The sequence below is a fragment of the Streptomyces sp. NPDC104202 genome (genome assembly GCF_055584185.1).
Genome location: NZ_JBVJMN010000023.1, coordinates 1 through 25,467, shown reverse-complemented (window position 1 = coordinate 25,467; position 25,467 = coordinate 1). Strand labels below are relative to the sequence as shown.

15 protein-coding genes and 1 riboswitch are annotated in these 25,467 nt (G+C 72.2%); of the genes, 4 read left to right on the top strand and 11 right to left on the bottom strand.

The features are described from left to right. Positions 1-3 precede the first annotated feature (3 nt). Positions 4-1,587: an Rv2231c family pyridoxal phosphate-dependent protein CobC gene (gene cobC / locus ACZ60W_RS17035; RefSeq protein WP_469756114.1), complete on the top strand. Its 1,584-nt coding sequence runs from the start codon at positions 4-6 to the stop codon at positions 1,585-1,587. A 130-nt stretch (positions 1,588-1,717) separates the two neighbouring features. Here cobC and ACZ60W_RS17030 read toward each other — a convergent pair whose 3' ends face one another. Together ACZ60W_RS17030 and ACZ60W_RS17025 are read right to left on the bottom strand one after the other, a co-directional pair. Then, the gene (locus ACZ60W_RS17030) at positions 1,718-2,806 is read right to left on the bottom strand and encodes a peptidoglycan recognition protein family protein (RefSeq protein WP_469756113.1); all 1,089 of its coding nucleotides are present in this window, start codon (positions 2,804-2,806) and stop codon (positions 1,718-1,720) included. Positions 2,807-2,961: 155 nt separating this feature from the next. Next, complete coding sequence (locus ACZ60W_RS17025; RefSeq protein WP_469756112.1) at positions 2,962-4,209, bottom strand: helix-turn-helix domain-containing protein; 1,248 nt, start codon at positions 4,207-4,209, stop codon at positions 2,962-2,964. 324 nt (positions 4,210-4,533) lie between these two features. Here ACZ60W_RS17025 and ACZ60W_RS17020 point away from each other — a divergent pair, with 324 nt between their 5' ends. Beyond that, entirely contained in the window at positions 4,534-5,280 is a 747-nt protein-coding gene (locus ACZ60W_RS17020) for a peptidoglycan-binding domain-containing protein (protein ID WP_469756111.1), read from the top strand. A gap of 17 nt (positions 5,281-5,297) precedes the next feature. Then, complete coding sequence (locus ACZ60W_RS17015; RefSeq protein ID WP_469756110.1) at positions 5,298-6,062, top strand: D-Ala-D-Ala carboxypeptidase family metallohydrolase; 765 nt, start codon at positions 5,298-5,300, stop codon at positions 6,060-6,062. Positions 6,063-6,193: 131 nt separating this feature from the next. Here the strand turns inward: ACZ60W_RS17015 and ACZ60W_RS17010 are convergent, their stop codons facing one another. The 7 genes from ACZ60W_RS17010 to ACZ60W_RS16980 all read right to left on the bottom strand — a co-directional run bounded on the left by ACZ60W_RS17010 (position 6,194) and on the right by ACZ60W_RS16980 (position 19,344). Further along, positions 6,194-7,159, bottom strand: a complete 966-nt coding sequence (locus ACZ60W_RS17010; RefSeq protein ID WP_469756109.1) for an MASE1 domain-containing protein — start codon at positions 7,157-7,159, stop codon at positions 6,194-6,196. Positions 7,160-7,325: 166 nt separating this feature from the next. Further along, complete coding sequence (locus ACZ60W_RS17005) at positions 7,326-8,168, bottom strand: PP2C family protein-serine/threonine phosphatase (RefSeq protein WP_469756108.1); 843 nt, start codon at positions 8,166-8,168, stop codon at positions 7,326-7,328. 432 nt (positions 8,169-8,600) lie between these two features. After that, on the bottom strand, positions 8,601-10,784 hold the full coding sequence (locus tag ACZ60W_RS17000; RefSeq protein WP_469756107.1) for an alpha/beta fold hydrolase: 2,184 nt from the start codon (positions 10,782-10,784) through the stop codon (positions 8,601-8,603). Positions 10,785-12,169: 1,385 nt separating this feature from the next. Further along, complete coding sequence (locus ACZ60W_RS16995; RefSeq protein WP_469756106.1) at positions 12,170-13,390, bottom strand: chitosanase; 1,221 nt, start codon at positions 13,388-13,390, stop codon at positions 12,170-12,172. A gap of 1,689 nt (positions 13,391-15,079) precedes the next feature. Then, positions 15,080-15,959, bottom strand: a protein-coding gene (locus tag ACZ60W_RS16990) for an IS5 family transposase (RefSeq protein ID WP_469756180.1) whose coding sequence is annotated in 2 segments (ribosomal slippage) — positions 15,080-15,313 and positions 15,315-15,959 — 879 coding nt in all. Because the reading frame shifts where the segments join, the coding sequence is not laid out codon by codon here. Positions 15,960-16,381: 422 nt separating this feature from the next. Further along, entirely contained in the window at positions 16,382-17,905 is a 1,524-nt protein-coding gene (exaC, locus tag ACZ60W_RS16985) for an acetaldehyde dehydrogenase ExaC (RefSeq protein ID WP_469756105.1), read from the bottom strand. 44 nt (positions 17,906-17,949) lie between these two features. Continuing rightward, positions 17,950-19,344, bottom strand: coding sequence for a GAF domain-containing protein (locus tag ACZ60W_RS16980; RefSeq protein WP_469756179.1), 1,395 nt, complete (start codon positions 19,342-19,344; stop codon positions 17,950-17,952). A gap of 92 nt (positions 19,345-19,436) precedes the next feature. Next, positions 19,437-19,544: riboswitch (ZMP/ZTP riboswitch) on the top strand. 28 nt (positions 19,545-19,572) lie between these two features. Here ACZ60W_RS16980 and ACZ60W_RS16975 point away from each other — a divergent pair. Then, complete coding sequence (locus ACZ60W_RS16975; RefSeq protein WP_469756104.1) at positions 19,573-20,427, top strand: bifunctional 5,10-methylenetetrahydrofolate dehydrogenase/5,10-methenyltetrahydrofolate cyclohydrolase; 855 nt, start codon at positions 19,573-19,575, stop codon at positions 20,425-20,427. A gap of 241 nt (positions 20,428-20,668) precedes the next feature. Here ACZ60W_RS16975 and ACZ60W_RS16970 read toward each other — a convergent pair whose 3' ends face one another. Both ACZ60W_RS16970 and ACZ60W_RS16965 read right to left on the bottom strand, forming a co-directional pair. After that, positions 20,669-22,174: an SWIM zinc finger family protein gene (locus ACZ60W_RS16970; protein ID WP_469756103.1), complete on the bottom strand. Its 1,506-nt coding sequence runs from the start codon at positions 22,172-22,174 to the stop codon at positions 20,669-20,671. After that, positions 22,171-25,275, bottom strand: coding sequence for a DEAD/DEAH box helicase (locus ACZ60W_RS16965; RefSeq protein WP_469756102.1), 3,105 nt, complete (start codon positions 25,273-25,275; stop codon positions 22,171-22,173). The genes ACZ60W_RS16970 and ACZ60W_RS16965 overlap by 4 nt, the downstream gene beginning before the upstream one ends. Positions 25,276-25,467 lie beyond the last annotated feature (192 nt).

Here is a 25,467-nt window from a genome sequence, read left to right as displayed (position 1 = left end):
CCTTTGCTATCGGATGGGACGGCGTCCGCGCACCTCGGCGTCGGGGCGCGGTCCGGCGTGCCGGTGACGGAGGTCCTCGCGCTGGTGGACGCCGTGCTGCGGGAGGCGGGGCTGACGCGGGCGGCCGTCCGGTCGCTGGCCACGCTGGACCGGCGGGCGGCCGAGCCGGGGATCGCGGGGGCGGCGGCGGCGCTGGGGGTGCCGGTGCGCGCCTTCCCGGCCGGGGAGCTGGCGGCCGTGTCCGTGCCGCATCCGTCGGCGCCGCCGCTGGCGGCGACGGGGACGGCGTCGGTGGCGGAGGCGGCGGCGCTGCTGGCCGCGGGGCGGGGGGCGGCCGCGGGTGGCGGTTCCATCCTTCTCGTACCGAAACGGAAATCACGGGGCGCAACGTGCGCCGCGGCCCTTTCCGTCCCGTTTCTTCCGAACGAAGACGCCCCGGGCGTACGGTTGTTGCCCCGGGCTCACGGGTACATCGCTGGCGAGCCCGGATCACCCCCCACGATCCCCACCCCCCACACGACGGCGGCCATGGACACCCATACGGATACCGACGCCCACGACCTGCGCCACCACGGTGACGCCGAGGTCCGGGACGAGAAACTGATCGACCTGGCGGTCAACGTCCGGACGAACACCCCTCCGGAGTGGCTGCGGGCGCGCATCGCCGACTCGCTGGCCGGCCTCGCCGCCTACCCCGACGGCCGGGCCGCGCGGGCCGCGGTCGCCGAGCGGCACGACCTGACCGCGCACCGGGTCCTGCTCACGGCCGGGGCCGCCGAGGCGTTCGTCCTGCTCGCGCGGGCGCTGGAGGTGCGCCGGCCGGTGGTGGTGCACCCGCAGTTCACCGAGCCGGAGGCGGCGCTGCGGGACGCCGGGCACGAGGTGGGCCGGGTGCTGCTGCGCGAGGCGGACGGCTTCCGGCTGGATCCGGCGCTGGTGCCGGAGGACGCGGACCTGGTGGTGATCGGGAACCCCACGAACCCGACCTCGGTGCTGCACCCGGCCGCGTCGATCGCGGCGCTCGCCCGGCCGGGTCGGACGCTGGTGGTCGACGAGGCGTTCATCGACGCGGTGCCGGGCGAGCGGGAGTCGCTGGCCGGGCGGACCGACGTGCCGGGGCTGGTGGTGCTGCGCAGCCTCACCAAGACCTGGGGGCTCGCCGGGCTGCGGATCGGCTACGTCCTCGCGGAGCCGGAGACGGTCACGGCCCTGGAGCGCGCGCAGCCGCTGTGGCCGGTGTCGACGCCCGCCCTGGTGGCGGCGGAGGCGTGCATGTCGCGGGCGGCGCTCGCGGAGGCCGAGCACGCGGCGCACCGGATCGGCGTGGAGCGGGCCCATCTGCTGGCCGGGCTGGCGGAGTTCGACGAGGTGCGTACGGTCGCGGAGGCGGAGGGCCCCTTCGTGCTGGTGCGGATCGACGGCGCGGACGCGGTGCGGGAGCGGCTGCGGTCACTGGGGTTCGCGGCCCGCCGGGGCGACACCTTCCCGGGGCTCGACCGGCACTGGCTGCGGCTCGCGGTGCGGGACCGGGCGACGACGAACCGTTTTCTCCAGGCCCTGGACCAGGCGCTCCTGATCGGCGGCTGAGCCGGCCCGGACGGCCGCCTCCAGGGGCGGCCGTCGCCGCGCGGAAGGGGGGGGGGGGGGGGGGGGGGGGGGGGCTCCCCCCCCCCCCCCCCCCCCCCCCCCCCCTCTCCCGTAGCGGGATCCCGACCGCTCAGGCCAGCAGCCGGCTCCAGGTGCGGGCGTCCGCCACGCCGTCGGCCGGCAGGCTCGCCGAGGTCTGGAACGCCCGCATTCCCGCCTCGGTGCCCGGGCCGAAGCTGCCGTCGACGACCAGCGCCTGACCGCGCGCGTTGAGCTGGCCCTGCAACGCCTTCACGGCGTCGCCCTGCGCCCCGCGCGCGAGCGGGTGGGCGAGCTGGTGCCAGGTCTGGTTTCCGGCCACGCCGTCGACCCCGGCCCGGTTGGTCGTCTGGAACGTCCGCACCGCGCCCTCGGTCGCCGGCCCGAACGAGCCGTCGGCCACGACCGTGGCGCCCCGGGAGTCGAGCAGGTACTGCAGCGACCTGACGCGCTCACCCGAGTCGCCGAGCCGCGCCACCGGCCAGCCGCCCCACGCCGGGCTGCCGCCGATCCGGGCGGCGACGTCGGCCCGGAGCTGCGGCAGCAGCGCGTACAGCCGGTCGCCGGGGCACTCGGTGTTGTTGAAGTCCCGGTGCCCGAAGATCTGGTAGGCCCGCAGCCCGTACTGGGAGCAGATGTACGCGCAGAGGTCGACCAGCTTCGCGTACTGCGCCGACCGCGGGTCCACCGACGTGTACGTGCCCTCGTTCTCGATGCCGACGGCGACGGTGTTCTGGCCGGTGCAGTGCGCCGACTCGACCTGCTGGGTCCCGGCGGCGAGCGCGGCGACGCTGGAGTGCCGGCCCTCGGTGATCCAGCCGCCGCGGCTGATCGTGAAGTGCTGGCCCGAGTCGATCCAGCCCCGCGCGTCCATGTGGTCGGCCTGGATCGACCGGGACAGCTCGAAGGCGTGCACCTGCGAGTAGTCGGTGCTGTTCGGGGTCGCGGTGTGATGGACGATGATCTTCTGCGGCCCGGTGGCCAGCAGCTTCACCGGGGTGCTCGGCTGTCGGGCGCCCCAGGCCGCGCACCCGGAGATCACCGGTCCGGCGAGCGCGGCCCCCGCGGCGGCGCGCGCGGTCCCCGGCAGCGCGGTCCCCAGGACCGCTCCGGCACCGAGGGCGAAGGCCCCGGACAGCAGCGCGCGCCGTCGTGGACGCGGCATCGGCAGGTCGCTCATCGTCTCTCCCCATGTGTTCGGAAGCCGCCCCGCACGACGCGGAGCGGCGGCCGAATGCTATGAGCAACCCCCCTGTCCCATCAGCGAGTCCCGCACCTCAGACTTGGGCGCGTCGGCTTCTCGGGACGCCCCGGGATCCGCCCGGCGTCACCGCCTCAGGGCTGCGGGGCGTCCTGCGGGGGGTCGCACTCCTGCTCCTTGACCTTCGGGATCACTCCGCAGAGGGAGATGGTCGACAGGGGGTACTCGGCCACCGACAGCATCCGCGTGTAGGTGTCGCGGTCCACCCGGATGGTGGACTCCTCCGTCCGGCTGCCCTTGTCGGTGATGATCACGCCGTCGCCGATCGCCCCGTTCTCCAGCCGCCCCCAGACCGCCTGGCAGGCGGGGCTGTGCCGGAGCTGGATCCGGAGCCCTCGCAGGTACAGGAGCCGGACGGTCTTCGCGTCCCACTGGCAGTTCATCGTCTGCGGTTCGCGCCCCAGGCACGACTCCCCGGAGCAGCCGGGCAGGGGGTGGTCGGACTCGGCGCCGGGCGTGCGCTCGGCCGCGGCCTGCGCCGTCACCCCCGAACTCTCGGCGCCCGCCGTCGGCTTGCCCGCGTCCGACCGTGTGCCTTCCGGAGCGGACTTCACTCCGAGGACGGCGATCACGATCAGGGCGCCCACGACCGCGCCGATCGCCATGTGGACAAGGGGCCGCACCCGTCCGGCGGGTCGGGGCCTCGTCCCGGGCCCGCCGGACCGGTGCGGATCCGACGGGGCCCCGGTGGCCGTGGCCGCGTCACCGGCGGGCTCCGCGCCGGGACCGCCCCCGCCCCGCGCGGACCCGTCGGCGCCGTCGGCCCCTCGGGACGAGGCCGGCGCGTCACCCGGCGCGGGCCGCTCCTCCCGTACGGGTCCCCTCTCCCGTTCGGCCTCTCCACCCCGTACGTGCCTCCCCCGGACCGCCTGCTCCTCCGGCCCCGGCGCCGTCGCGTCCCGACCCTCGTCCCGCCCCTCGCCGAGGGCCTCGCTCGGGGCCTCCGGGCCCAGGCGGCCCGTCCCCACTCGCTCTCCCCGCTCCGGCTCCTGCTCGTCCCGGACTTCTGGCCCGGCCCCCTCGCGTCTGCTCCTGCGGGCCAGCTTCTCGGCGTGTTCCCAGAGGGTGATCAGGGGCGTGGGGTCCTGTCCGACCACGTCCGCGAGCTGCTGGATGGCGGCGCGGCTCGGCCACTGCTTCCCGTTGAGGAAGCGCTCCCAGGAGGAGCGGCTGTAGTGCGTCTTCTCGGCGAGCCGGCCATAGCTGAGGCCGAACTCCTCCTTGATCCGGCGCATCCCCGCCAGGACCCGGGCGCGGACGGCCCTGAGCTCGGCGTCCCGCCGACCGCGCTCGTCCTGCGTCTGCTTCTCGAGAGCAGTCATTCGAAGTCTCTCCCCCGTAATGAACTCCCTTTGCAGGAAAGGGAGTTCACGAACAACGTGCCGCTGCCTGCGGCAGGACTTTGTCACAACGGGACACCCGCGACACGGCGGACTCACAGACCTCCGGGGCCCGCGCGAGTGATCTGCGCCACAAGCCTCGTGACGCGAGTCGTCCCGCCCCATCCCATCCCGTCTCGCACGCCCCCGGGCGTCCCGCGCGTCCCGATCCCGTCCCGTATCGCTCGCGAGAGGCTCCGAAGCAACTGCCCCGGCAGCAGCATGACTTCGGCTGCTCCCGCTCCACCGCGAAGACAAGGACTCCGAGTGATACCCACCCGAACGCCGGACCTCCGGCGCCGCCTCCCGCTCGCCCAGGCGGCGCTCGTGCTGGCCGCCGCCCTGCTCGCCGTACTGGCGCCCTCCGTCCCCGCGCACGCCCTGGACTCCACCACCTGGATCCAGCGCAACCTCGCGGGCATCGGCTATCTGCCGGCCGGCGGGATCGACGGCGTCTACGGCGCGCAGACCACCGCCGCGGTCCGCTCCTTCCAGCATGACAACGGGCTCGCCGAGGACGGCGACTACGGAAGCCGCACCGAACTCGCCCTGCACAACAAGGTGAAGGAGGTGCAGCGCAAGGCCGGCGCCACGGCCGACGGTGCCTACGGCGACGGCACCAAGTCCAAGGTGACGTCCTGGCAGCAGGCGAACGGCCTGTCCGCCGACGGTGTCGCGGGCTCCGCGACCATGAACGCGATGCGGGTGGCCCGTACGGTGAAGATCACCGCACAGTGGAAGATCGCCGAGCACGGCTGGTCCGTGAGCGGCCAGTTCGGCTGCCTCGACAACCTCTGGATCCGCGAGAGCACGTGGAAGGTGTACGCGACGAACCCCTCGTCCGGCGCCTACGGCATCCCGCAGTCCCTGCCCGGCGACAAGATGGCCGCGGCGGGCCCCGACTGGCAGACCAACCCGGCCACCCAGATCGAGTGGGGACTCGACTACATCAAGTCCCGCTACAGCACGCCGTGCGGGGCATGGTCCTTCTGGCAGTCCCACAACTGGTACTAGGAAAAGAGGAGTTCACCATGACATCGGCATCCGACCTGTCCCGCCGCTCCCTGCTGCGCCTCGGTGCCGGCGCGGCCGCGGCCACCGGGCTGGCCGTCGGCGGCGGTCTGGTCCTGGCTTCCCCGGCCGCCGCGTACGGCTGGCCCTCGCAGCTCGCCCAGGGCGCGAGCGGCGCGGCCGTCACGGAGCTCCAGATCCGGATCGCCGGATGGGCGGCGAGCTCGGCCCAGCAGACGTACGTCACCGTCGACGGTCAGTTCGGCCCCGGCACCGGCGCGGCGCTGCGCCGCTTCCAGGCGGCGTACGGGCTCTCCGCCGACGGGGTGGCCGGGCCCCAGACCTTCAGCCGTCTCAACGCGCTGGAGAGCTCCGACGGATCGACCGCGCACTTCGACTTCTCCGAGTTCCAGAGCAAGGACGGCTCGGGCTTCTCGGGCGGCAAGGTGGGCGCGGCGACCGTGAAGGAGAACGTCCGCCGCACCATGTACAAACTGGAGGCGCTGCGCAAGAAGTGCGGCGACCGGGCCGTCACGATCAACTCCGGCTTCCGCAGCATCTCCCACAACTCCTCGGTGGGCGGCGCCTCGAACTCCATGCACCTGTACGGCATCGCCGCGGACGTCGCCATCTCCGGGCTGTCCACGAAGAGCATCTACCAGCAGGCCGAGACCTGCGGGTACTCGGGTCTGGAGACGTACACGGTGTCGTGGCAGCACGTGGACTCCCGGGTCGAGTACGCCTACGGCTCGCAGTCGTGGTGGTGGGAGGACGGCGTGGCCTGAGCCCGGACGCGTGTCCGGCAGCGGCCGCGTGGGCTGCGTGGCAGGCCCGCGACACGCCGCCGCCGGGGACGCGGGTCGGCTCCCGGCCGCGGCGCAGCTCGACGATCCCCGCGCCGGAACCGGCGCGGGGATCACGGATTCCGGTGCCCGCCGGGTGGCGCCGCCCGGCTCTCGGCGGCGCCGGGTGGATCCGGTGAGGGCTCGCCCGCCGCGAGGTGCTCCAGGACCTCCGCCAGTTCCTGGCAGGCGCGGCGCACCGACCGCCGGGTCGCGCGCTGCTCGGTGATGACGGAGGCGAGCAGCAGGGCGGTCAGCGCGGCGGAACCGTTGAACGCCTGGAGCTTGGCCATGATCTCGACGTCCGTGAGGTGGAGGAACGCCCCCTGCCCGGAGGTCGCCTCGAAGGTCGTGAGCACGGAGGCGTAGAGCGCGCACAGCATGCTTCCGGCGAGCTCGAAGCGGAGCGCCGCCCAGACCAGCAGGGGGAAGACGAGGAAGAGCATGCTCATCGAGCTGAGGACGACCATGGGCATGAGGAGCAGGGTCGTCAGCCCCAGAAAGGCGGCCTCCTTCCAGCGTCGCATCCGGAACCGTCCGGCCGGCTCCGCGAGGACGAGCACCAGGGGGGCGACGAGGAGCACCCCCATCGTGTCGCCCACCCACCAGGCCAGCCAGACGGGCCAGAACTCGCTCGCGTCCAGGGAGCTCTTCGCCACCTGCAGTCCGACCCCCGCGGTCGCGCTGATCGTCATGGCGCCGAACCCGCCGAGGAAGACCAGGGCGAGTCCGTCCCGCAGCCGTGCCATGTCGCGCCGGAAGCCGGCCCGCCGCAGCAGCAGGAAGGCGCAGAGCGGCGCGACGGTGTTGCTGACCACGGTGATCACGGTGGTGGGACCCGGAGTGGTGAGGGAGGCGATGACGAGGAAGGAGCCGAGGGCGATACCGGGCCAGACCCGCGCGCCGAGCAGCAACAGGGCGGCGACGGCGACGCCGGTGGGGGGCCAGATGGGGGTGACCACCACGCCTTCGACGACGAGGCGTCCCATCAGGCCGAGCCGTCCGGCCGCGTAGTAGCAAACGGCCACGGCCAGCGACATCAGAGCCGCCTCCGTGGAGGTCCGGTACTGCCGAATTTCCCACACGTCAGCCATCAGACACCGGCCGGGCCGCCACGACCGTGCAAGGCCCCTGCGTGTCGGGCGCCGCCGTCCGGCAGCCCGGGCGGGCCCGGGGGACCGACCCGCGCGAAGCGAGCCCCTTCCCTCACTGCTCGGCCGCCGACCGGGCCGGACCGCCGTCATAGCCGACGACCAGGACGGCCGCGTCGTCCTCGTGCCCCACGGTGGCCGCCAGCTTCATGACGGCGGTGGCGAGCGCGTCGACGTCCAGTCCGGCGACGGCGGCGATCCCGGCGAGCCTCGTCACCCGGTCCAGGCCCTCGTCGATGTGGAGCGAGGGCCCCTCCACCACCCCGTCGGTCAGGAGGACGAAGACACCGTCGGCGGTGAGCCGGTGGCGCGTGGCCGGATAGTCGACGCCCCGCAGCACACCGAGAGGAGGCCCGCCCTCGCTGTCGTCGATGCCGGAGCGGCCGTCGGTGGTGGCCCAGATGTGGGGGATGTGACCGGCCCGGGCGCACTCCAGGGTGCCGGCAGCGGGGTCGAGCCGCAGGAAGGTGCAGGTGGCGAAGAGGTCGGCGTCCAGCGAGACGAGCAGGTCGTTGGTGCGGCCGAGCAGCTCTCCCGGGTCTTCGGTGACCGAGGCCAGCGCGCGCAGTGCCACCCGGACCTGTCCCATGAAGGCGGCGGCCTCGATGTTGTGCCCCTGCACGTCACCGATGGACATCCCGATCCGCCCCCCGGGCAGGGAGAACGCGTCGTACCAGTCACCGCCGACGTTGAGCCCGTGGTTGGCGGGCTCGTAGCGGACGGCCAGCCGGGCGCCCGGAAAACTGGGCAGGTCCGAGGGCAGCATGTCGCGCTGCAGGGCCACGGCGAGCTCGACACGCGAGCGCTGCGTCTCGGCCAGCTCCCGCGCCCTGGCGGTCAGCGACCCGAGCCGGACCAGAAGGTCCTCGCCGCTGTCGGCCGGCCGTCTCCTGAACATCGATCACTCCGACGTCACGACGATCCTCGCATCACTCCGTCCCTCTCCCGCACGCGGGACCACGGGGGACCACCTCGGTACGAACAGGTCCCTCCCACTCTGCCCGGAGGGGACGGCGTCCGCATCTCATGGGCGGAGGGGCAGCGTGTCGTCGCCTGCGTCCGCATGGCCCGGATCTTGGTCGGTGCGGAGTGGCCCCTGACCGACGGCCCGGGAACGGCGTCCGCTCGCGCGGGAACACCTCGCACCTGCGCGACGGCACCGGCCCCGGTCGGCCCGAGTCGGCCGCCTCGCGGTTCGGGCGCGGACCGATGAGGGATGGCCGAGGATCGTGCACGCACGGGGTCCGCCCCTCCCGCCCCGGGCTCTCTTCGGGAGGGCACCGTGGGCAGAGGGGCGGAAGGGGAGGGGGTGAGGTCGTGCTGGCTCAGGTCAGGGCTTCGGCAGGGTGCACTCCTGGCGCTTGAGGTCCAGGGTGTTGTCGTCTCCGATGCACGCGCCGATCGCCGTGGTCTGGGTGGCGTACCCACGTCCCTGGTGGACGGTCGTGACCGCCCCGTCGACCTCGCAGGGGTTGTTCAGTTCGCACTCCTTGCCGTCGCGGTTGCTGGTGCTGTTCACGGCGACGAGCTCCCGGGTCTCGGCGTCGATGACGGGCGAGCCGGAGCTACCGGGCCGGGTGTCGCATTCCTTCGCGTAGCGGATGGCATGGGTCGATGTGTAGTCGCCCTCCTTGAGGGTCGGTACCACGGCCTCGGCCTGGCACGACCAGACGCTCTCCAGGAAGCTGGACGCCACCTTGATCTTCTGCCCGGGCACGGGAGAGGACGAGGCCAGCGGGAATGCCTCAACCTTGTACCTCTGCTGGATCTCCGCGTACGTGGAGTCCAGTTGTGCCAGCGTGATGTCGGTTCCGGTCATCGTGGCGTAGAGGACCCGTCCGGTCACCGGGCCGAGTTCGCGGCCCGCCGGGCTCATGACGGTGCCTTCGATGGGTGTGTTCTTGTCGGTGATCACTTCACCCGGCTTCGGCCGTCCCGCAGGGTGGCAGTGCCCGTTCGTGAGAAGGAGCGCCTTGTCCTGGTCGCGGGCGGTGCGGGGGCGGACCAGCGAAGCGGAGCAGTACGGGAGTTTCACGGTTCCCGCCATGTTGCCGGCCGGTCCCGGGGGGCCCGTCCGGTCGGCGGGGAAACCGGCGCAGCTGCCCTTCGCGGGTGTGCCGTCCCGGAAGAAGTCGAGCACCTTGGAGCCGCACGCGAGGTCCTTCGACTTCATGGTGGAGTGCTCCGCGTCCATGACGGTCAGCAGCGATCCGCCGACCTTCTTGTGCATCATCTTGGCCCATACGTAAGGCGTGATGGTTTCGAACTTGTGGCCGGACAGCTGCAGCCGGCTCTTTCCGGGCTTCAAGTCCCACGGCTTGCCCGCGGGCCAGCCGGCGCAGTTCGCGACGGGCTCGTTGTTGAAGTCGGTGGAAAACGGGTACTTCGCCTGTCGTTCCTTCCTTATCCGGACGAGATCGGCATACGTCCGGCCGTCGGGGCTGGCGTTGCACATGAAGGCGTCGTGGGTGAATCCGTAATTACGCCCCATCTCTCCGAAGCCGAAAGACTTCCGGTCCGCATTCTGCTGTGTGGAGGTCACCTCTGCTCCGCCGTCCCGGACCTCCGTCAACTTCGCGGCTGATCGCTCCCACCGGTCCGGTAGGGCTTCCAGGTTGGTATCCAGGAGGGCGGCGAATCCCTCCCGTCCGACCTTCTTCTGCAGCTCCTTCAATGCGGATTCGACCTTCTTGGGCGAGGTTCCGAACCCATAGGTGGAGTCCTTTCCGGCCAGCCACTTGAAGAACCGTCGGTATCCGGCATCGTAGGCGGCTACTTCCGCTTCGACCGCTGCACTCTGACCGACCGGGGACATGACCGAGTCCAGCCACATACGGTCGACGCGCTCGTCGAAAATAGAGCGATAGACTGCGCCCAGCGCCGTCCCGCCGGAATTTCCGTAGAAGTTTATCTTGTCGAAGCCCAGCACCTGCCGGATGCGGTCCATGTCCCGGGCGGCATTCTCCATGCTGATGGAGAGTGCCAGTGCCGGGTCCTTGGCGATGCATGCGCGCTTCGCATCCGCCTGCATCTCGAACATCTCTTCTTCTGTTTCACTCCCTTGGAACTCAGGCTCATCACAGGAGATCTGGGCGCTGTAGCCGGTCCCGCGGGTGTCGATGCCGATGAAGTCCAATGTCTCGTTCAGCGGCGCCAGACGGCTGCTGAGGAGTTCCCGGGCGGACGGGGTGCCGGCCAGACCGGGTCCTCCGGGGTTGCCGAAGAGAGCGCCGGTGCGCTTACCGGTGGCCTTGACCCTGCTCACGGCGATGTCTATTTTCCTGCCCTCGGGCCTGGAGTAGTCCACCGGGACGGGGATGAGTGCGCATTCGCTGAGGTTGTCGTTGCGATTCCAGTCCGACACCGCATCCCGACAGAGTTCCCACCGCACGCCTTCCGGGACCGTGGTGGACGCTGCGTCGGCGGGAACGGCTGACAGGGTGATCAGCGAGGCGGCAACGCTGATTCCTGATGCAATCGATGGGACGGTCAAATACCGCAAGATGATCTGCACCTCTTCGGTGGGAAACGGCAACCTGGTCGTACGTATGCGGTCCGGCGAGTGCTCGTGGTGACGGCACTCGGGACGGGGCCGAACAGGACGGTCGGCAGGAGGTGCGCCCTCCTGCACCGCTGCTGGACAAAGACTCGTCTCCGAAAGCTGCCGTCGTCCGTCGGAAATGTTTCAGCCGGCACTCGATCATGTTTTTTCGGTCGAGGCCGGCAGCGACATCACGTCGGTCGCTGGTGACCTCGGGGCGGACACCGAGACGCTGAGGAACTGGATCCGCGCCCCCATGAGCGCCGCCCTGGCGCCCACTCCGCACCGCGGGCCGCCACGCGTGCCCTTGGCGACGCCGTTCAAGCGGAGCCGGACGCCGCCCGCAAGAGGATGCAGGTCGGCCCGGCGAGGAGGATCGCCACACGCGTCGGGCCGACACCCCAGCAGCCACCACGAGTTCGACCCCAGTCGCCCTGCGAACGGTCATGGTCGGTCATGATCCGCGTCACCCTCCCGGCCACTCGTCCGCCACCGCCGGGTGCAGGGGACGAGAACCGGGTAGGCGATCATCGCGTGATGGATACAGGTGTGTGGCCGACGTTGCCGGACGCGGAACGGGATCAGTGGGTAAACCTCCCGAGGCAGACCCTGGGGCCGCGCGCACAGCGCTCTGCGGAGTCGAGCCGTCAAGCCGCGTCGTGCCACCACGCGTGTCAGAGGGGGATCGCTTGCCTCGCTCCGGGCGGGAATCCGGTCGGTGACCGGTCCGGGAGGCGCGACTGAGTGGGTGCGTGCCGCACTTGGTGTGGTGACGTCATACCGGTGGGCGACGCGCCGGGGCTGCTCCCGGGAGAGTAAGTGCCCTCCCGGGAGATCGACTTGGTGCTCTAGAAGAATCCCAGCTTCTTCGGCGAGTAGCTCACCAAAAGGTTCTCCGTGTACTGGCGGTGCACGCCTCGCGCGGCCGCTGAACAGCGGAAACGGCCACGACTCAGCCAAGCTGCAGGCGGCTGGTCCGCGTATGGCCCGGATCTTGGTCGGCACGGGGTGGCCTTTCGGCCGATTGGCCCGTGGTGGCGGCCGGTCGGCACGCAAACGACGGGCGGGCCGGCGGGTCCACGCCGGGGAAGTCGGCGCCCGCCACGCCGTACGTGCGGAGGAGTGAGCACACGGCGTCGCCACCCGCAAGTTCCTTGCGGTCGTTGATGGCCCGCACGAGGCGCGGGGTCCCGCTGACGCGCTCGGTCACTCGCCCTCCGCAGGCATGTCAGGTCACGTGGCGCTTCGCTCGGGCAGCCTGCAGGCTTGGGAAACCTTCCGTACATGTTCTCGGGTTCGCGGTACGGCATGGGGAGAGGCCGCCGGGCGCGGTGCCCGGCGGCCCTTCCGTCGTCCGGTCAGCGCGAGATCGAGAACGACTCGCCGTAGACACTCCACGACAGAGGAGTGTTGAGGTGGAGGTTGCCCTCGTTGAGGAACTTGCGCTGTGCGGTGCTGACGCGGGTGGTGTCGCTGTGCGCTTCCTCCTTGCGCATCTCCTCTTCGCGGGCGTCGAGGAACGCGTGCAGGTAGGTGGTCTCGTTGCCGCCACGGGAGGGCGGGGTCGCCCGCGACAGCGCCACCTGGCGGATGCTGCGGAAGCCGTCCTCGCCGTGCATCACGGCCGCGTCGTAGTAGGCGAACTGGCCGAGCGCCTTGAGGCCGTCCAGCTTGGCCTGGGACACCGCCGGGTTGAAGTACACCCGGTCGCGCTCCTCCTCCTGTGTCTGCTGGAACACCGAGTCCTGGGCGGCCTGGCGCCAGGCATTCTCGAACGAGGTGCCCAGACCGGCGTGGGAGTCCGTGCCGTTGACGTTGCGCAGGGCCGGCAGGTAGGGCGCCAGCGGGTTGCTCGGCTTCTTCGCGGTGTACCGCTCGACGAGGTCGAGCATGTCGCCGGTGCCGGAACAGAAGCCGATGATCCCGGCGGTGTAACCCCGACCGTCACCGATGTCCTCGATGTAGGAGAACTGGGCCCGCCAGTCGAGGGAGGAGTTCTCGAAGGTCGACACCAGCTTCATGGCGACCTCCTTCTTCGCCGGGTCGTCGAGGTTCGTACCGGTGGTGGGCGGCGGGGTGGTCGAGCCGCCGCCGTACGCCTCGACCTCCCAGAGCGAGTAGCCGTACGAGGTACCCCGCTGGGTGCCGTAGACGCGCAGGTAACGCCCGGTGCCGTTGACGGTCAGGTCATCCGTGCCACCGTCGCCGCTGGTCGTCGAGTAGAGCTGGGTCCAGGTGGTGCCGTCGTTCGACACCTCGACTCGGTACGCCTTGGCGTAGGCGGCCTCCCACTTGAGGACCACCCGGCTCAGCGCGGTGCCCGCGCCGAGGTCGATCCGGATCCACTGGTTGTCCACGCCTTCGGCGCTGGCCCAGCGGGTCGACGTCGAGCCGTCGACGGCCTTGGCACCGGTGAGCGTGCCGTCCTCGCTGGAGGAGACGTTGACGGGCTTGGTCAGGGCGAGGTTGCCGGTCGCGGCGGTCGCCGGAGTGAGGACGACGAGCGCGGGCAGCAGCGTCCCCGCGGTCACGGCGGCGGCCGCGATGATCGCGCGACGCCGAGTTCTGCTCAGGGGCATGGGATTCCTGTCGGTGTGGAGGGACGGGCGGGTCACCAGGCTTCTTGCGTGAGTCAAACGGCTGTCGTTAGGAAAGCTTCCTAACGATGCGGGGATGGTAGAGCCGCCCCTCCCCGTGCCGCAATGCCCGGAGGACTGGGCGATGGATTCTTTGCCAAGTGCCTGTGAGATCCAGCGAGTTGCCCAGGTGTTGGTCGCGATGTAGGAGACGTGGGACGCATACGACGCGGAGACACCCCGCCCACGCGAGGTGACGCCCGCCCCGGATGCTGGGTGACCGGCGACCCTGCGGACCCGGACCCAGCCGTCGGCGCCCGGCTGAAGAGCGCCGCGAAATGGCACAGCAAAGGGCGAGGTCACCTGCACGGGGCCCACCTGCGCGGATCAACCCGGTGGGCCCCTGCAGACGGATCACCCCCGCTCACGCGGGGACCACCGGGAGGTTCGGGGCGAAGACGCCGAGCTGTGGAAGCTGCACCGTCCCGCTCCATCTACTGCCACGCCTGTCAGAGGGTTGCCCGCTGGCTCGCCGGACGGAAAGCCGGTCCATGACTGGTCCGCAGGTGTGCGCTGAGCGGCCGAACCGACTACGTGACGTGACGAACCAGAGCCGTTGTCTCGGCCGGCCCTGGTGCGCGATTTCCGTGTCGGCATCCAGACTTGCGGTGCTAGAAGAACCCCACTGCCTTCGGGGGATAGCTACAAAGGATGTTCTTCGTCTGCTGGTAGTGGTCGAGCATCATGCGGTGCTCGCTGCGGGCGCGAGGGGCCGGTTCAGGCTTCCGTGTCTCACCAGCTCCCGGAAGCCCTTGACGAGACTCGCTGAAACCCACCGTCTACCCCCGGCTGGATCGGAACCCATGCCCCGGCAGGCGGTGCTGGGCCGTGCCGAACTCGGGCCAGCACCGCATCGATTCGGCCAACCTGACGACCCACTACCTAGCAGGATCTAGCCGGAGTTCGTCCCCATGCGCTGTTAGGCCGAGTATCGAAAGTGGCTGGTAGCGACCTGTGGGGTAGGTTCGAGAATCCTGTAGCTGCTCGTACCGCGGACCTGCGATGGTGTCCGTCATGGATTCCGAGCCGCGCACTGATCTCGCTCGTCACTATGACTCAGGGGGTTGGTTGGCTCGGTTCGCGGGTCGAATGCTTGTGGTCTGTCCGCGATGCGGGGGCCGTGCTCTCGTGATTCCCCGGCCTGGCCTTTCTGATCCCAGATACTTCAGCGAGCTCCTGTTCCAGCCGCGTCGTCTGGCTTGTGGAGGGTGCGGTGCCATCGCCGACTGGAAACCTGAAGTGCAGGGGGCTGGGCTGGTCGGCGCGGTGCCGGGTGGTAGTGAGGATCCGTTCTTCCAGCGGCCTCTGTGGCTGCAGACCCGTTGCGCCGGTCACATCTTGTGGGCGTACAACGAGGAGCACGTCGACGAGCTGTTCGCCTACGTCGGGGCGCGATTGCGAGAGCGTGGCGGAGCGCGGCCGACAATGTCGATGTTCGCTCGGCTACCGGCGTGGATGAAGGTGTCGGACAATCGCGCAGAGGTGCTGGTCGGCCTGGAGACGCTGCGGGCGCTGGCCGAACGGATGGCACCTGCCGACCGCTCCGACGCCGCGCACGGGCGCGGTGACCGTCCCCGAGAGCACAGGAGTATGTACTTCCGGGGTGGCCCATATGAGTCTTGAAGGCCCTGGTCACAGCAATTCGTTGATGGCCGCGATGAGGACGGTCGCCTCGTAGCGGACCGCGAGCTTGTCGTACCGGGTGGCGACCGCCCGGTGTCTCTTGAGGCGGTTGATCCCGCACTCGACCGCGTGGCGCTCGCGGTAGTCGGCCGGGTCGAAATGCGGCGGCCGGCCGCCGCGGGGGCCGCGCTTCCGGCGGTTGCGCGCCTGGTCGGCCTTGTCCGGGATGGTGCAGCGAATCCCCGCGTCGGCGCAGGTAGGCGCGGTTCCTGCGGGAGGCGTACGCCTTGTCGGCCCGCACACGGTCGGGGCGGACGCGTGGCCGGCCCGGCCCGAGGCGGGGCACACGGACCTTCTCCAGCACGGGTTCGAACTGCGGCGAGTCCCCGCGCTGCCCGGCCGTGATCACGATCGACATGGGCTTCTGGCCCTGCTCGACGGCCAGGTGGAGCTTGGTGGTGAATCCGCCGCGCGACCGTCCCAGCCCGTGATCACGGGGCTCGGTGAAGATGCCGCCCGGTGGTTCCTTCTGCAGGTCACCCCGTCTCCGGGCCCCGGCCGCGTGCTGATGGGCGCGGCACACTGTGGAGTCGACGCTCAGATCCCACGTGATCGCCCCCTTCGCGTCGGCCAGGGACTGGAGCCGGGTGAGGATCCGCTGCCAGGTGCCGTTCCGCTGCCAGCGGCGGAACAGGTCGTAGTTGGACTTCCCCCATGTTTCATGGTCTTTCACCTTCGGTGATGGCCGGCCTGGCGGTTTCCGCATCGCATCCTCGCCGCTGTCAGCCGGCGCCCGTACCCTCCAGGCACAGCCCCGGTTCTCGGGACGCGTACGTCCACACCATTCCTTCTGTGAAGGGACGTTCGTCGTGTCTGCATGGCCGCGTATCACCTGCCACGTCTGCCGCCGCTCCGTCGCCGTGAACCCTGGCACCAGGCGGATCGCCGATCACAAGCACCCGCGGCCTCGCGAGCGCGCCTTGGACCTGGTTCTGTGTCACGGGTCAGAGCAGGAGGTCGAGCTGGGCGGTGTCGTGTTCTTGCCCTTCGAGGAGGACGAGCCGACGAAGGAAGAGGCGCTCTTCTGAGGTGCAGACCGGGCAGTACGCCCTCGTGTCACCCTGGCTTCGGCAAACCGGAACGGACCTGACCGATGGGAGACCGTGACAGGTCGGGTTTTGGCCCGTTCCGGTGGTGGGCCGCAGAGGCTTTGCGAGGGAGAGGTATCACGTGCCGACCGCTGGAGCGCCGTCCTGTGGCTCGCGATCTCGGCCGCCCAGCGTCTCCTGGAGAGCGCCTGACGGGAGACGCTCAGAAGAAGCCGAGCTTCTTCGGCGAGTAGCTGACCAGTAGATTCTTCGTCTGCTGGTAGTGGTCGAGCATCATGCGGTGGGTCTCGCGGCCGATGCCGGACTGCTTGTAGCCGCCGAAGGCGGCGTGGGCGGGGTAGGCGTGGTAGCAGTTGGTCCAGACGCGGCCGGCCTGGATGGCGCGGCCGGCCCGGTAGGCGGTGTTGGTGTCGCGGGTCCAGACGCCGGCGCCGAGGCCGTAGAGGGTGTCGTTGGCGGTGCGCACGGCGTCGTCGAAGTCGGTGAAGGAGGTGACGGCGACGACGGGGCCGAAGATCTCCTCCTGGAAGACGCGCATGCGGTTGTCGCCCTCGAAGATCGTGGGCTGGACGTAGTAGCCGCCGGCGAGGTCGCCGCCGTGCTCGACGATCTGGCCGCCCGTGAGGATCTTGGCGCCTTCGTTCTGGCCGATCTCCAGGTAGGAGAGGATCTTCCTGAGCTGCTCGGCGGAGGCCTGGGCGCCGATCATGGTGTCGGTGTCGAGGGGGTGACCGGGGACGATCTTCTCCGTGCGGGCGACGGCCGCCGCGAGGAAGTCGGCGTAGTGGCCGCGCTGGACGAGGGCCCGGGAGGGGCAGGTGCAGACCTCGCCCTGGTTGAGGGCGAACATGGTGAAGCCTTCGAGGGCCTTGTCGCGGAAGGCGTCGTCGGCGGCCCAGACGTCGTCGAAGAAGATGTTCGGCGACTTGCCGCCGAGTTCGAGGGTCACCGGCTTCAGGTGCTCGGAGGCGTACCCCATGATCAGGCGGCCCGTGCTCGTCTCGCCGGTGAAGGCGATCTTGGCGACGCGCGGGGAGGAGGCGAGGGGTTTGCCGGCCTCCTCGCCGAAGCCGTTGACGACGTTGAGGACGCCCGGCGGCAGGAGGTCGGCGACGAGGCTCAGCCAGAAGTGGACGGAGGCCGGGGTCTGTTCGGCGGGCTTGAGGACGACGGCGTTGCCGGCGGCCAGCGCCGGTGCCAGTTTCCAGACCGCCATGAGGATCGGGAAGTTCCAGGGGATGATCTGCGCGACCACGCCGAGCGGCTCGTGGAAGTGGTACGCGACGGTGTCGTCGTCGATCTCGCTGAGCGTGCCCTCCTGGGCCCGCAGCGCCCCCGCGAAGTAGCGGAAGTGGTCGACCGCGAGCGGGATGTCCGCGGCGAGGGTCTCGCGGACCGGCTTGCCGTTGTCCCATGTCTCGGCGACCGCGAGCGCCTCCAGGTTGCTCTCCATGCGGTCCGCGATCCGCAGCAGGACGGCGGCGCGCTCGGCCGGCGCCGTGCGCCCCCACGCCGGGGCCGCGGCGTGCGCCGCGTCCAGCGCGCGCTCCACGTCCTCGGCGGTGCCCCGGGCGATCTCCGTGAACGGGCGGCCGTCGACCGGGCTCGGGTTCTCGAAGTAGCGCCCGCCCGCCGGAGCGACGTACGCGCCGCCGATCCAGTGGTCGTAGCGGGCCTGGTACGACATGAGCGCGCCCTCGGTACCGGGTGCGGAGTAACGGGTCATGGGCATGGCCTCCCTGGGGCGCGCCGGCCGTCCCTGGCCGGCGCTCACCGGCGAGTGTGGCGACCCGTACGTTGCAACCCCGTTGCACCGGCCGACAGTTCCGCCTCCAGCGCGTGCAGCCTGGCCTGTACGGGCGCCAGCTGGGACGTCGGAACGGCGGCGCACAGGGCCCGCCAGACCACCACGTCGTCCTCGCCCCAGCCGCTGTACGCCCAGTCGGCGAGCAGGCCGGGATCACCCCGGTCGACCAGGGCCGCCCGCAGCCGCCCCGCGAGCCGCTCCCTCAGCCGCACGACGCCCGGCGCCGTCGACGAGGGGAGCAGCGGGCCCGGATACTCCGCGGCCGCGGCCGCGACCGCCCCGGACGCCAGGCGCCGGTCCACCGCGGCGAAGTCCGCGTCGACGGTGTCCGCGAGCCGGTACGGGCGGGACGGCAGCACGTCGGGGCCCAGCAGCGAGCGCAGCCGGGAGAGCTCCGCGCGCAGGGTCACGGGAGTGACGGACTCGTCCTCGTAGAGCAGGGTGAGGAGCTCGTCGCCGCCCACGCCGTCCGGCCGGTGCGCGAGGATCACCAGGATCTCGCTGTGCCGGCGGCCGAGCCGCGTCCGCCGCCCGTCGACCGACAGCACGGCCTCGTCACGGCCGAGCGCCGACAGCGTGATCCGTCCCGGCTGGGGTGCCGGCGCGAGCAGGGCCAGCTGGGACTCGGCCGCCCGCGCCACTGCCTGGACGAAACCGAGGCTGTGCGGGTGCGCCAGCCGGGCGCCGCCCGTGATGTCGACCGCGCCCAGGACGCGCCCCGTGCGCGGGTCGTGGACGGGAGCGGCGGCGCAGGTCCACGCGCGGACGGTGCGCCGGAAGTGCTCGGCGGCGACGACCTGCACCGGCCGGTCGACGGCGAGGGCGGTGCCCGGCGCGTTCGTCCCCGCCGCCGCCTCCGACCAGCGGGCCCCGGCCACGAAGTTCATGCCCCGGGCCTTCCGCAGCGTGGACGGGTGCCCCTCGACCCACAGCATCCGGCCGGCCGCGTCGCAGACGGCGAGCAGGTGCTCCCCGTCCGTCGCGTACGTCCCCATCAGCTCCCGGATCACCGGCATCGCCGCCGCCAGCGGATGGCCGTCCCGGTACGCGGCGAGTTCCTCCTCGTCCAGTTCCACCCGGGCCGCTCCGTCCCGGCTCACGCACGCGCGTGCGGAACGCCGCCAGGAGGCGGCGACCAGTGGCCTCGCCGCCCCGTCGGCCGTCCGGTCCTCCAGCGGGCCCCGCTGCTGTCCGGGCGGGGGACCCGGCTCGCGGCGGCGCGGGTCGGGGTCGGGTTCGGGGCCCGGGTCCGCACCGGGCCGCTCGTCCGGCCCCCGCGCCGGTCCCGGTCCTCCGGTCACCCATCCGTCGCTCAACTCGGCCTCCTCGTCGAGGTCGTCACGGCCCGTCCGGCCCATCGTGGCCGCCGCGCGGGCAGCCGACAAGCGGCCGGACGCCGCCGTCGGCGCACCCTGTCCGGGACGTGCCCCGGACCCCTCACGTAGAGTGGGGCTCGGGCCGTGACTGGCGCTTGAGGTGGATCACCACCGGGGAGCGGCCCGGTGGGCCGCGTCCTGAAGGCGCGGTGCCGCCGATGCCGTGCGCCTGGGCGAGACACCGGTCAGAGACGACGCCCAGGAGTTGCCATGTCCACCAGCACCGCCACCCTCATGGACGGCACGGCCCTCGCCCGCCGCACGGTCGAGGAGACCGCCGCGCGCGCCGCGGAGATCACCCGTCGCACCGGCGTCACGCCGTGCCTCGCGACCGTCCTCGTCGGCGCGGACCCCGCCTCCGTGACGTACGTGAAGATGAAGCAGAACCGCTGCGCGAAGGCCGGAATCCGCTCCCGCCACGTCGAGCTGCCCGCCGAGACGACCACCGAGGAACTCGTCGCCGCGATCACGGCCCTGTCCGAGGACCCCGAGGTCCACGGCATCCTCCTCCAGCACCCGGTCGGCCCGCACATCGACGAGCGCGCCGCGTTCGAGGCCATCGCGCCCGAGAAGGACGTCGACGGGGTGACCATGGCGTCCTTCGCCGCCATGGGCTTCGGCCTGCCCGGCTTCGTCTCCTGCACCCCCGGCGGCATCATGCGCCTCCTCGACGCGTACGACGTCGAGCTCAGCGGCAAGCGGGCCGTCGTCGTCGGCCGCAGCGCGATCCTCGGCAAGCCGGCGGGCCTGCTGCTCCTCGGCCGCGACGCCACCGTCACCTACTGCCACTCGCGCACCGAGGACCTCTCCTCCGTCGTGCGCGAGGCCGACATCCTGGTCGCGGCCGTCGGCAAGCCCCAGTTCATCAAGGGCGAGGACATCAAGCCGGGCGCCGTCGTCATCGACGCCGGCTACAACCCGGGCAACGTCGGCGACGTCGACTTCGCGTCGGCCGCCGAGCGCGCCTCGCTGATCACCCCCGTGCCGGGCGGCGTCGGCCCCATGACGATCGCCGTCCTCCTCGCGCAGACGGTGGAGGGCGCGGAGCGCCAGCTGGGTCTGTAGGACCGGCCGCGGTCCGTCCGCCCTGACGCTTCGGTCCTGACGCTTCCGTCCGTCCTGCCTGCCTGCCTGGCCTGCCGCCCTCCTGCCCTGCCTGGCCTGCCGCCCTCCTTCCCTGCCTGGCCTGTCCGATCGCTCTGATCCGAGGGGACCGGGCAGGCCAGAGCGGACCGGGCAGGTCAGAGCGGACCGGGCAGGCCAGGACGGGCCAGGCAGGTCGGAAGGGACCGGATACCCGTTCTACCTATGCGCCCGCTGCCCCGTCCGCCCCACCGGCCGTCAGCGCCGTCGCCAGCGCCACCGCCGGGTCACGGTCCGCCGGTCCCGCCGGGGCCCAGACCGCATGCGCGCGGGCGTACGGCCACCAGCGGCCGTCGGCGCCGAGCCGGAGCTGTGCGTCGGTTCCCTCGGCCGACCAGTGGGAACCCGACCGCAGCAGCACGGGCCGTTCGTCGTCCTCCCACGCCTCGGACAGCCGGGCGCCCGCCCGGGTGAGGGTCTCGGAGTCCGGGTCCCACGGGTCCTCCAGGACGGACAGTGCGGCGGCGCCGCCCAGCCGCCACGCGCGCGTGGCCAGGTCCAGCTCCGCCGGTGTGCGGCCGGAGCCGGACGCGAGCCGTGCCGTGATCCATGGGGCGGGGGAGTCCACCGCGAGCCGCACGGCGTCCTGAGCGGCCGTCAGTTGTGCCTCGGTCGTGGCCGCTCCGGCGAGCGTGCCGCCCGCGAAGGCGCTACCGCCCGCGAAGGTGCTGCCGTTGCTCGCCGCGCTCACGGTGGGGGCGTCGGGCGTGGCGGTGGCCCCGGGTGCCCGGTGAGCTTCCGAGGAGGCGCCGAGTACGGCGGCGAGCAGGCGATGGGCGCGGGCCGCCGCGTCCGTCGCCAGGAACTCCAGCGCCGTCGGATCGACTCCGGGCTCCGGGTCCGTCTCCGTGTCCAGGGCGGGCGACTGCCCCGGAGCGGTGGCGGCGGTCGGAGGCGCCGGCAGCGGAGGCAGCAGGAACCCCTCGGCGTACGCCTCGGCCGCCGGCACGCCCGGCATGCCGCCGGCACCCACCGGGGCGTCCGTGTCCTGCGGGCCGTCCCCGCCCCGCCCGCCACGTGACGCGGGCGCGGAGGCACGCGCGGCGCTGCGCGCCTGGAGCTGGTCCAGCAGGGTGCGCTCGCCGCGCCCGCGCATCAGCAGCAGCACGAAGGGGTCCTCGTCGAGCAGACGCGCCACCTGGTAGCAGAGCGCCGACGTGTGCGGGCAGTGGTCCCAGGCGTCACAGCCGCACTCGGGGTCGAGGTCGCCGACACCCGGCAGCAGGTCGAGCCCGACGGCCGCCGCGTCCTCCACCAGGTGGGGCGGCATCTCGCGGTCGAGGAGCGCCGCGATGTGCCCCGCGCTGTCCACCGCGAGGTCGAGCAGCCGCTCCCACTCGTCCACGGACAGCTCTCGCACCAGGACGTCGCTGCGGTACGCCGTGCCGTCGCGGTCCTTGACGATCGCCGTCAGCCGTCCGGGCCGCACGGTCACGGCGCCCACCGCTCCCGCGCGCGCGTGCCGCCGTCCGGCCTTGAGCTGCACGTTGTCGAGCGCGGTGTCCTCCAGGGCCTTGAGCCACGACCGGCCCCACCAGGTCCGGGCGAACGACGTGCCCTGCGTCGGCGGCAGTGCCGCGAACGTCCGCTCGTCGCCGTGTCCGCCGCCCCCAGCGTGTCCGCGTCCGCCCGGGGTTCCGTCGCCGTGGCCTCGCCCGGTCGCGCTCATCGTCCGTCCCCTCGCAGTCGCACCAGCTCCGCCAGTTCGGCGTCGGTGAGTTCGGTCAGCTCGCGCGGAGCGTCGGCGTCGGTGCCGAGGACGCTGTCCGCGAGCTCCTTCTTGCGGTCCAGCATGGCCGCGATCCGGTCCTCGACGGTGCCCTCGGCGATCAGCCGGTGGACCTGCACCGGCCGGTCCTGTCCGATCCGGTAGGCGCGGTCCGTGGCCTGGGCCTCGACGGCCGGGTTCCACCAGCGGTCGTAGTGGACGACGTGCTCGGCCCGGGTGAGGTTGAGCCCCGTCCCGGCGGCCTTGAGGGAGAGCAGGAAGACGGGCACCTCGCCCTCCTGGAAGCGGGCGACCATCGCCTCCCGGTCGGCGACGGGCGTGCCGCCGTGCAGGAACTGCGTCCGCACGCCGCGCGCCCCCAGATGCGTCTCCAGGAGCCGGGCCATCGCCACGTACTGGGTGAAGACCAGGGTCCGCGCGCCCTCGGCGAGGATGGTGTCGAGGAGTTCGTCGAGCAGTTCCAGCTTGCCCGAGCGTCCCTCGACGCGCGGTCGCTCCTCCTTGAGGTACTGGGCGGGGTGGTTGCAGATCTGCTTGAGGGCCGTCAGGAGCTGCATGACCAGTCCCCGGCGCTCCATGCCGTCGGCGTCGGCGATCGCGGCCAGGGTCTCCCGTACCACCGCTTCGTACAGTCCGGCCTGTTCGGGCGTCAGGGAGACGGCCCGGTCGGTCTCGGTCTTCGGCGGCAGTTCGGGCGCGATACCGGGGTCGGACTTGCGGCGGCGCAGCAGGAACGGGCGGACGAGGGCGGCCAGCCGCTCGGCGGCGGCCGGGTCCGTGCCGCCCTCGACGGCGGTGGCGAAGCGGGTCCGGAACGTGCCCAGGCTGCCGAGCAGTCCCGGCGTGGTCCAGTCGAGGATCGCCCACAGCTCCGAGAGGTTGTTCTCGACCGGGGTGCCGGACAGGGCTACGCGTGCGCGTGCCCCGATGGTCCGCAGCTGCCGTGCCGTCGCCGAGTACGGGTTCTTGACGTGCTGGGCCTCGTCCGCCACGACGAGTCCCCAGCTCCGCGCGGCGAGCCGCTCGGCGTCGCGGCGCATGGTGCCGTAGGTGGTGAGGACGAAGCCGCCCTCGGGGAGAGCGTCCAGGTCGCGGGTCGCGCCGTGGAAGCGCCGTACCGGTGTGCCGGGTGCGAACTTCTCGATCTCCCGCTGCCAGTTGCCCATGAGGGAGGTGGGGCAGACCACCAGCGTCGGTCCGGCGGCCTCCGGGTCGGTCTGCCGGTGCAGATGGAGGGCGATGACGGTGATCGTCTTGCCCAGACCCATGTCGTCGGCGAGGCAGCCGCCGAGTCCGAGCGAGGTCATGCGGTGCAGCCAGTCGAGGCCGCGCAGTTGGTAGTCGCGCAGCGTCGCGGTGAGCGCGGCGGGCTGGGCGATCTCGGGCCGGCCACCCTCCGGGTCGGCCAGCCGCTCGCGCAGCCGTTCCAGCCAGCCCGTCGCCGCCACCTCGACGGTGCGCCCGCCGATCTCCGTCGTGCCGGTGAGTACGGCGGCGAGGGCGTCGACCGGGGTCACCTTGTGGTCCTGCCGGGCGGTCGCCTCCCGCACCTCGGCGGGGTCGACGAGCACCCACCGGTCGCGCAGCCGGACGAGCGGCCTGCCTGCCTCGGCGAGGGCGTCGAGCTCGGCCCTGGTCAGCTCGTGGTCGCCGACGGCGAAGCGCCAGTGGAACCCGAGCAGGGCGTCGGCGGAGAGGAAGGACGGAAGGGCCGAGGTGCCGGCACCCGAGCTCGTTCCCCCAGCGTCGGCTGCGAACGAGGGCGCGCTTCCGCCCGGCTCGGCACCGATCGGACCGATCGCCGCGCGGGCCGTCAGCCGGTCGGCCAGCTCGCGCGGCCAGTGGATCTGCACGCCGACCGCCGCGAGGGCGCGTGCGGCCGGGCCCAGGAGCTCGGCGACCTCCTCGTCGGCGAGTTCGACCGTGTCGGGGACGGCCGCCGCGAGCAGCGGGGCGAGCGGCGGCCAGGCGCGCGCGGCGCGCCGCAGGGCGAGCAGGGCGTCCATGCGGGCCCGCGGGCCGAACGCCGCTCCCGTCGGACCCGCACCCGCCCACACCTGCGCCGCGTCCGCGACCAGGGTCGGGTCGGCGACGCCGTGCAGCTGGAGCACGGCGCGGAAGGCCGGCGCGTCCGCTGCCTCGGGGCTGAAACCGGGCAGTTCGAGCCGGAGGGACAGCCGGACGCCCGCGTCGTGGACGGCGGCGACGTCGGCGGCCCACGCCCGCTGTTCGGGGATCCGCCGCGGCTCGTCCGCGGCGAAGGCGGGGCCACCGGCCGCGAGGGGAGCCGCCGGGGTACGGGGCAGGGTGTCCGCGACGGCGTCGGCGAAGGCCCGGAGCAGCGCCTCGGGATCGGGGAGCAGCAGCGGTTCGTCCGACGTGAGCGGGACGGCGTGGGCGTCGGGCGGCATGGACGCGGCGAGGGTGCGGAGTCCCGCGAGCTCGTCCGGGCCGAGGGGGCCGACCCGCCATGCGTCGTGGTCGCCGGTGGTGAGGCCGGGCAGGAGGAGTCCGCGCGAGACGAGGTCGAGCGCGAGGAGCGACGCGGCGCCCCAGAACGCCGCCGCGGGGGAGGCGGACTCCGAGAACCGCGCGTGGGCGAGCAGCGGGAGGGCCTCGCGGAGGGAGACGCTGTAGGCGGGCACGGCCACGGTCTGGAGGCCGTCCCCGTCCACGACCGTGATCTCGACGTGCGGCGATGCCTCGCCGCGCGGAGACGCGAGGACCTCGGAGGTGTCGGATGCCTCTGAGACCTCTGAGACCTCTGAGACGTCGGAGGCATCGGCGGGCCAGTTCCGCAGGGCGGAGCCTTCGGGGGGGCCGCCTTCGGGCAGGGCTTCCCCGTCCGGCGACCAGAAGGCGATCCGGCCGGCCCGGGGCGGGTCCGCCGGAAGGAAGACGGCGGCGTGGCGGGCGAGCGAGAGGGGGAACCCGGGCGCGGGTTCCGATGCGGTCTCGGGTGCGGGTTCTCGGACGGACGGGGGAGCAGGTTCGCGGGCCGAGTCATCGGGTCCGTGCGACAGCGACAACGCATTCCTCAAATTTGACTACCGGGGGACCGAGCCGCCGAGGCTACCTCACGCCATGCGCCTGACGTGCCATCAACCCCCGTGATCCGGCTCACAGGTGCGGGGGTGGGGGTGGGCCCCCCCCCCCCCCCCCGGCCCACCCCCCCCCCGGAGGGGGGGTGGGGCCCTGGGCCTAGACGACCCCAGATCCGCCCATTTTTTGTT

Coding starts and splice junctions, on each gene's coding strand:
- ACZ60W_RS17030 (WP_469756113.1), bottom strand. CDS start 2,806: ATGAGCGACCTGCCGATGCCGCGTCCACGACGGCGCGCGCTGCTGTCC.
- ACZ60W_RS17025 (WP_469756112.1), bottom strand. CDS start 4,209: ATGACTGCTCTCGAGAAGCAGACGCAGGACGAGCGCGGTCGGCGGGAC.
- ACZ60W_RS17015 (WP_469756110.1), top strand. CDS start 5,298: ATGACATCGGCATCCGACCTGTCCCGCCGCTCCCTGCTGCGCCTCGGT.
- ACZ60W_RS17010 (WP_469756109.1), bottom strand. CDS start 7,159: ATGTCGCTGGCCGTGGCCGTTTGCTACTACGCGGCCGGACGGCTCGGC.
- ACZ60W_RS17005 (WP_469756108.1), bottom strand. CDS start 8,168: ATGTTCAGGAGACGGCCGGCCGACAGCGGCGAGGACCTTCTGGTCCGG.
- ACZ60W_RS16995 (WP_469756106.1), bottom strand. CDS start 13,390: ATGCCCCTGAGCAGAACTCGGCGTCGCGCGATCATCGCGGCCGCCGCC.
- exaC (WP_469756105.1), bottom strand. CDS start 17,905: ATGACCCGTTACTCCGCACCCGGTACCGAGGGCGCGCTCATGTCGTAC.
- ACZ60W_RS16980 (WP_469756179.1), bottom strand. CDS start 19,344: ATGGGCCGGACGGGCCGTGACGACCTCGACGAGGAGGCCGAGTTGAGC.
- ACZ60W_RS16975 (WP_469756104.1), top strand. CDS start 19,573: ATGTCCACCAGCACCGCCACCCTCATGGACGGCACGGCCCTCGCCCGC.
- ACZ60W_RS16970 (WP_469756103.1), bottom strand. CDS start 22,174: ATGAGCGCGACCGGGCGAGGCCACGGCGACGGAACCCCGGGCGGACGC.